This window comes from Myxococcus vastator (genome assembly GCF_010894475.1).
In the GTDB taxonomy this organism is placed as follows: domain Bacteria; phylum Myxococcota; class Myxococcia; order Myxococcales; family Myxococcaceae; genus Myxococcus; species Myxococcus vastator.
In genome coordinates, this window is the sequence record NZ_JAAIYB010000401.1 from 1 (window position 1) to 7,790 (window position 7,790).

Genomic DNA, 7,790 nt, shown 5'->3' on the forward strand with positions numbered 1-7,790 from the left:
ACCCTCGTACCTGCGCCGGATTGAATCGCCAGCCGACCTCCCTTGGAATGCGTGGGTACTGGGAGGGCGGCCTGGCGCTCCTGTATCTGGCCGAGCGTCGCGGGCTCTCGGTGGAGTCCGAGTACCTCTTCCTGCCCCGCCTCGCGCGAGCGCACTGACCAAGCATTCACCAATCGTGAAAGTTTTCACCGATCCAATCCCAAGACACATGCGGCGCTTCGAGTGGAACAGGAACCCGTCAACACCAGACTTCACTCCGCGTATGCTCCCCGACTCCCGGCAACCCAGCCGGGCAGCTCAACGAGGACGATGCACCATGTCGAAGCGATTCTTCTGGGCGCCTGTCGCCGCGATGGCGCTGGCGGCCTGCGGTGGTGACGCTCTTTCCGCAAGCGATGAGGCCACGCGGCCCATGCTGAGCGAAGCGACTCCGTCGGATTGGAACAAGGTGGCCCCCGGAGTCTGGGAGCGCACGCGCGAGGACGGCGTCCGCGAACAGGTGGGCGTCGGCACCGAGGCCGCCGAGTTCGAACTCCAGCGCGTCCGTGGACAGCGGGCGCTGCTGGCGCAGGCGCAAGAGAAGAGCGGCACGCCGGCCGCCTTCGACCGTCAACTGAAGGAGAGCGACCGGTACATCCGCGTCCTGGAGGCGAACATCGCCGAGGCGCGAGCGACGGGCGTGCTGGAGCAGACCCCGGACTCGCTCCCCCGCTTTGCCCAGGCCGGCACCGAGGGCTCGCCCTCCGGAAGCGTGTGCGGCGGGAACTACAGCTTCAGCGTCCAGTTCAGCTACCAGATGGCCGGAGGCACCGTCACCACCCAGGGCGGCTGGTCGGAGTTCGGCCCCTTCTCGCCGTACTCGAAGGAGCTCTACGTCTACGCGAAGGGCTGGCTCTACAGCCCCACCGACCCCGATCCGCACGAGACCTCCAACTCCACGGGCCTGTTCTCGGGAACGTGCTGCGTGAGCGTCGACACAACCGCGTCGGCCTACCCGACCTTCACGCCGGTGATGGAGGGCGGCGGCGTCGTCCTGGGGGCCAACGGCTGCGGCTTCCGCAGCTACCGGGCCTGGAACTACTGAGCTGACCTGACGACGGCCCGCCGCTGGAGCCCCCAGGGCGGGCCGTCGTGTGCCTCGAAGGCGGTGCCCTCTCGGGGATGTCACAGGGCCTGCTGCATGGAGCAGCGCGGTTGGGAATTCGCGCCAGCGAAACCTCCTCCCCCACCGGGCGCTCACAGTCGGCTTCAGTTCACCACAGTGCCGTCCATTGACACTGACAGTGAACCCATGAACTCCTCTGGTATGAATCACCAGGGGGCGCGCATCCGTGAGCCGAGCGACGTCAAAGTCGGTACGCCGGAGTGAGTCGACCCGGCCTTCGGATTCATCCAGACGTCCTGAGCGCTTGCCGTCGGAGCGGTCTGCCCCCGGCGTCCCCGCCTTCCTGCGCGGGAGGCCCGGAGCGAGCGCCCCTGACGCACGCGCCCGCCCCAACGCCGCAGCGGGTGTCCCGCGTTACATGCGAGGTGGCGTGGCGTCTCCCCTCGGACCTCCGGTCCAGGCGGAGTGCGCGGCGTGTGGGTCCGGAGGCGGCCCGTGCGCGGCGTGCGGGGAGAAGGAGGCAGTGCAGCCTCAGGCGGCCGGCGGCGCCGTGGAGTCACGGCCCACGGCCATCCGGCGCGAGGCCCATGCAGGCGTGAAGGATGCCAGCGCGCCCCTTCCCCACTTCGTACAGCTCCAGCAGTCCTTTGGCCGCCATGACCTGTCGAACGTCACAGCCCGTGTGGGAGGTGAGGCCGCGCTCGCGAGCGACCGGATGGGGGCCCATGCCTTCACCATGGGCAATCGCATCGCCTTTCGCGGCCCACCCGACCTGAGACTCGCGGCACACGAAGCGGCCCACGCGGTTCAGCAGCGCTCCGGCGTACAGCTCCATGACGGCGTCGGCCACCCAGGAGACCCCTACGAGCGCCAGGCGGATGACGCCGCCGACGCCGTGGTCCGAGGCGAAACCGCCGAGCCCATCCTCGACCGCGCGGTGGGCCCGTCCGGCCCTCCAGTGACGGGGACGTCTCCGAACGCAGCGCCCGTCCAGCCCTTCCTCGCGGCCAACGTCCACCGCCTCTTCGAGCCGCCCGCGGCTCCCTCCCGAATGCCCAGGCCGCGAGGTGGCGGTGGCACCTCCAACGGCGAATCGACCGAGGCCCGCGCGGCCCAGGATGGACAGGCCACCGACAGCGGCTCGGGGGCCGCGGGAAGCGCGCTTGGCGCCGCGGCGGGCCCCGCGACGGATGCACTGACTTCCGGTCCCCCAGCGCCCACGAGCGACGCGGCCGCGCCTCCGGGCGGTACCGAGGACGCACAGGCCTGCACGGGCGGCGGCCCCCAGAGCGCAACCTGCTACACGGAGGATATTGAAGAGCCGGAGGAGGAGCCCGACCAAGAGCCTCCCGAGCCAGCATCCACGGAGTCGCAGGAAGCCGCCTCCAGCGTCAGCCCCGATGCAGAGGAGCAGGACAACTGCCCCATCGAGGATGCCATCGCCGAGCAGGCGCCCTCCTCCACGGAAGCCGCTGCGCCCGCGCAGTCCACGCTGGACAGCAACGCTTCCGCCCCCGAAGCCGCGGAAGAGGCTCCCGCGGAGGACGCCACGGCCGCGCTGTCCTCGGAGCCCTCTGCGGGCAGCGGCGGAGCCCCGACCGACGACGCCGCGAATGAGGCCGCGCGTGCGCCGCTGGACGAAGCCATCGCCGCGACCGAAGTCCAACGGTGGGATGCCGTGGAGGCGCATGGCCGTGCGTCCGCCTCGCTCGCCAACGCCGGGGCCGGGGCCATTTCGCTCCGAGGCGGCGTGCAGTTCGTCCCGGCGCCGAGTGCAACCTCGGAGGACGACGCGCGACGTGTCGCCGCGAACTCACGCGCGGACGCGTTCTTCCTTCACGCGGCCCATCGAATCGAGGACGCGGTTCTCCTGACGCTGGAGGATGTTCCAGCCCGCATCGGTGCGCTCGCCGAGACATACAAGGGCGCGATCGCGACCTCCATGGAGGAGCAGAAGGCGGCCATCAGCGCCAGCGTGGAGCAGGCCCGCGTCGCCGCCACCGCCCAGGCCGAGGGCGCCCGGCAGCAAGTCCTGTCCGAGCATTCGACCACCGTCTCCACCATCCACTCGGAGACGGACAGCGCGCTCGAGTCGCTCCGGGCCGTCTACGACTCCGGAGTGCTTTTCGTTGACGAGCAGGAGTCCACCACGCTGGACAGCGTCAACTCCCTCTACGCCCAGGCACGCATCGCCCACGAGGCGCTCGGTCCGACAGTGGGCGATGAGTGCGTCCAGCTTGGCGAGGAGTACGCGGAGGAATACGAAGGCTGCAAGATCAACGAAAAGGACAGCTTCTTCGCGGGCTACCTCACCGACCGCCGCGCCGAAGCCCAGATGAAGGCCGCGCGCGAGACGGCCAAGGGCTACCGCAAGAGCCTGGTGGACACGGCCACGAAGCAGGCCGGCGAGGCGATGAAGGGGCGCCAGCGGGACCGCTGCGGCGTCATCGCCGCCGCCCGCAGTGCCCGCGAGACGCTCGACACGCAGCACGAGCAGCTCGTCGCCGCGCTTGAAAGCAGCCGGACACAAGCCCTGACGCAGGCGGAGACCACGCGCGACTCGATGATGGCCTCCGTCGACTCGGCCTTCATCGCCGAGCTGGCCCGGCTGGACCGCCACGAGCACGACCAGCGCCAGTCCGTGAATGACACGGGCTACCTGCAACAGGTCCTCATCGAGCTGGCGGCCTTCGCCTCGGCGGCGTCCATCCAGAACGCCGTGACGGGCGCCATCGACACGCTGGTGCAGGCGCTCACGGGCGTGCGCGACCTGTTCGCCACGCAGTCCGCTCCGGAAGGCGCGCGGTTGGAGCGCATGCTCCAGCAAGCCACGGGCGGGCTCGAAGGGGGGCTGGATGGCCTCGTCTCCCAGGTGGAGCTCGGCGCCGCCGGGGCCCTGGAGCGCGTGGACAGCGTGGGGAACCAGGGACTGGAGGCCATGCTGCGGCTCGGCCAGTCCTCCGAGGAGGCGACGGCGGCCCTGGTGGCGTCCTTCACGGAATCCATGGGCGCGCTGGCCGCGGGCGCGGCCACGGCCTTCGGGCAGCAGCGCGACGCGTTCACCACCCAGACCCAACAGTTGGCCTCGGACGGGGCCTCCGGCCTGGAGACCGTCGCCACCGGCTTCCAGACGACCTGCTCGGCGATCCTCACGCATGTCGAGAGCGCCCTCGTGGACTCCGCGGACGCGCTGGAGCAGAGCCTCCGCGACTCCAAGGCCCAGCTCGACTGCGACATTCCCGTCCAGGCCCAAGAGGCGGCGTCGAAGGAACAGCCCGCCTGGAAGGGCGTGTTGGCGGTGGTGCTCATCATCGCCATCGTCATCGTGGTGGCGCTGGTCGTGGGCCCCGCGGTCATCGGCGCGGTGGGCGCGGCGGCGAGCGCGCTGGGCGCCGGAGCCGCCGCCGCGACCATCGGCACCATCGTGGGTGGCGCCATCGTCGGCGCGGCGACGTCGGCCACCATCCAGGTCATCAACAACTGGGCGTCCGGCGAGCGCCTCATGGCGGGCGTGGGCAGGGCCGCGCTGATGGGCGCGATTGGCGGCGTGTTCGGCGCGGGCGCGGGCGCCCTCATCCAGAACGCCGTCAAGAGCGTGGCCCTTCAGTTCGTGGCCAACATCGCCGCGGACGCGGTGCTGGAGGTCGCCACCCAGCTCATCACCGGTGAGTTCTCCTGGCAGGCGCTGGGCATGTCGGTGCTCATGTCCGTCGTCACCGGTGGCTTTGGCGAAGTCCCTCGCATCAAGCGCGTCCAGCAACGGTGGATGGCTCGCGGCGCGGGCGTCGTTCCCGGCTCACGGGCCCGCGCCTTCCGCGATTCCATCGCGCCCCGGCCCACAGCGGAGGGCGAGACGACAGCGAGTCCTCGGCCCGAGGCTGAGCCCGACGCCAGCACGACGCCTCGCCCTGAAGCGGACGCGGAGACGCCGGCGACGATACGCCCTGAAGCGGACGCGGAGACGTCGACGACGCCTCGCCCTGAGGCGGACGCGGAGACCCCGGCGACGCCTCGCCTCGAAGCCGAGCCGGAGACCGGTTCGCCACTTCGGCCCAAGACAGAGACCGACACCGAGGTCCCTGGAGCGCCCAACCGCCATCCCCGCGCGGACGCGGACCTGGACGGCCAGACGGCCGCATCCAACACCACGAGCCCGAAATCCCAAGGCGGCCCCGACACCTTCGATGACATCGAAGTCAACCCGAAGGGACGCGCACGACAGACGGTGGGTTGGTCTGGCGACATCAACACCCCTTCCGCGAGCTCGCCCCATCTCGAGTTCATCAAGAATGGCATCGACTTCATGGAGAACCTCTCCAAGGGGATGCGCAGTCGACTGGATGAGCTGGTCCACAAGGTGTATCCGGGCGACACCGCCGCCTTGACGGAGCTCAATACTCGAATGCAGGAGGTCGCCAACGATCCGGTCCTGCAGACCGACCTCGGGCCGCTTCGGAAGAACTACAAGGCGAACCAGGCCAAAATCGAGCGAATCGAGGCGCTCCAAGCGGACCTCTCCCGAGAGTACAGCCGGCTCAAGAACAACCGGGACTGGCTCCTCACGAGCATCGAGCGGCGCTCCGCCGCGAACGAGGCCAAGGCCGCGCAGCTCATGAGTGAATTGCGCACGATGCTCTTGGGAGAGGCGCCCTCGAATGTCGCGGCGCTCTCGGATGCGCCGACGATCACACCGGAGGGGATGCAGGTCATCCGCGCCTCCGGTCGGACGGAGGCGGAGGTTCGCGCGGATATCGCCGAGCACTACCGGATGACGGGCAATGCGCCGCCGGAAGGCTTCGTCCTGACCCGGGGCGCAGCCGCGGACGATACGCGCGCGTACTATTCCCATGACGGCCGCTACATCAACCTCGGCGACGCTCCGACCTCCACGCTCGTGCATCACGAACTCTCACACCGCATCGAGCACGTCGACCCGGAGATCTCCGCGGCCTCCAAGGCCTTCGTCGAAGCCCGCGCGCAGCGGCTCGTCCAGCCCGGGCAAGCCATCGCGACGCAACCATTGGATGTGCTCGCCCCGAAACAGGGCTACAGACCCCACGAACAGGCCTACGAAGGCGGGTTCATCAACAAGTACGTCGGCAAGGTCTACGACGGCCCCGCGACCGAGGTCGTGACGATGGGCCTCGAGCGCTTCACCAAGCCCAAGGCCATGGCAGAACTCTATCGTCAGGATCCAGAGCACTTCTTCTACGTCCTGGGGGTCATTCAGCGGACGCGGGCCCGTGCCGGCCTTCCGCTATCCTCCCCCAGTGGCACACCTGGAGATTGAGTGATGTTCCGCTACCGCTTGTCGACCCCACCCTCATCACCGTTCGCCCGCTTCAAGAAGGACATCCTCGTCTGGCTCGAGGTCGAGTACCGGGACCAGCGTGCGCGCCTTCAGTTCGAAGGCCCCACCCCCCTCGTGACGGACGCCAGAAGGACGCTGTCGAAGGCAACGGGCCACCGCGGGCGAGAAATCAATGTCGACGGCACCCTCACGCCTCTCGATCTGCATGCGGCGATGAGCAGCGACGTCATGCAGCCGTTCAATCCGAAGCTGGTCGAGGGCGAACCGGTGCTGATGCACCGAAGCCCTCCGCAGCTGACCGCCGAAGAACTCACGCGCAGCTTCGCAAACCGGTTCGCGCTCTGGCTCGTCTCCGCGCTACCAGGGCCCGTCAAGGTCCGGAGTTATGAGTGGGAGCACCTCCTCGGAGGACTCCAGGGAACACTGTTCGAGTGGTCCTTCTGGCGCCCCAAGTACCCGTCCGGTCAAGAGGCCGCCAGCGCCCTCTCCGTCCCCCTGGCTGAAGCGTTGGCCCATGAGACGGCGCGCCTCCAGGACGTGTATGAGCGCCGCCCTGTCGACCAGCGACTCGTCCCCCCCTCGCTGACGCCCGAAGAAGCGCGGGGAGTCGCGAACGTCTTCGTCGAAGCGTTCGACACCGCGGCACCTGGCGATGATGGCGCCGCGGCGCTCATCGTCCGGCTCCACGAGAAGCTCCTCGCGCTCGGACTCATGAGCCGGAGACAGGCATGACCCCCAGCGCGCGAGACATCCTCCAGGCCCTTCTCCAGAAGAAGGCTCGCGCAAGGGACCTTCAGCTTCACGGCGCGGACCTCACTGGCGCTCCACTCGATGGCCTGCGTGGAGACAGCTTGGACCTGAGCCAGGCCCGCCTCCACGGCGCCAGCCTGCGCGGCGCCCGGCTCTCCGCTTGTTCGCTGGAGCGCGCGGTGCTTGAAGAAGCCGTGCTGGAAGGCGCGACGCTCCGGCAGTGCCGGCTGGATGGCGCCGACCTGCGACGGGCGCGGCTCTCCGAGGCCCGCCTCGAGGACAGCTCCGCGCGCGGCACGGACCTGTCCCAAACCGACCTGCGCAAGGCCCGGCTCTCGGAGACCTCGTTCTCACGCGCCATCCTCCGCGAAGCCGTGCTCGACGGCGCGGAAGGCGTCGGCGTGGAACTGCGAGGCGCGGACCTCACAGGCGCGTCACTCGTGGACGTGCGGCTGGACGAGGCGGACTTTCGCGGCGCCGACCTGACAGGTGCCAACGTGTCAGGCGGCAGCTTCCGCCACGCGGACTTCCGAGGCGCCATCGTGGACGGCGTGCAGTGGACCGGCTGCGACCGCACCGGCGCCCGCTTCGATGCGGAGGACGCCCCCCCGCCACGCTCCCAGC

At 69.5% G+C, this 7,790-nt stretch carries 4 protein-coding genes; all 4 read left to right on the top strand.

The genetic code is table 11. The features are described 5' to 3' along the window. Nucleotides 1-316: 316 nt before the first annotated feature. Entirely contained in the window at nt 317-1,084 is a 768-nt protein-coding gene (locus G4D87_RS29505; protein WP_163786037.1) for a hypothetical protein, read from the top strand. 247 nt (nt 1,085-1,331) lie between these two features. Next, nucleotides 1,332-6,395, top strand: a complete 5,064-nt coding sequence (locus G4D87_RS29510) for an eCIS core domain-containing protein (protein ID WP_163786038.1) — start codon at nt 1,332-1,334, stop codon at nt 6,393-6,395. Between the two features lie 3 nt (nt 6,396-6,398). Next, nucleotides 6,399-7,148: a hypothetical protein gene (locus G4D87_RS29515; RefSeq protein ID WP_163786039.1), complete on the top strand. Its 750-nt coding sequence runs from the start codon at nt 6,399-6,401 to the stop codon at nt 7,146-7,148. After that, a partial coding sequence (locus G4D87_RS29520) for a pentapeptide repeat-containing protein (protein ID WP_163786040.1) occupies nt 7,145-7,790 on the top strand: 646 nt, incomplete at its 3' end. The genes G4D87_RS29515 and G4D87_RS29520, both read left to right, overlap by 4 nt.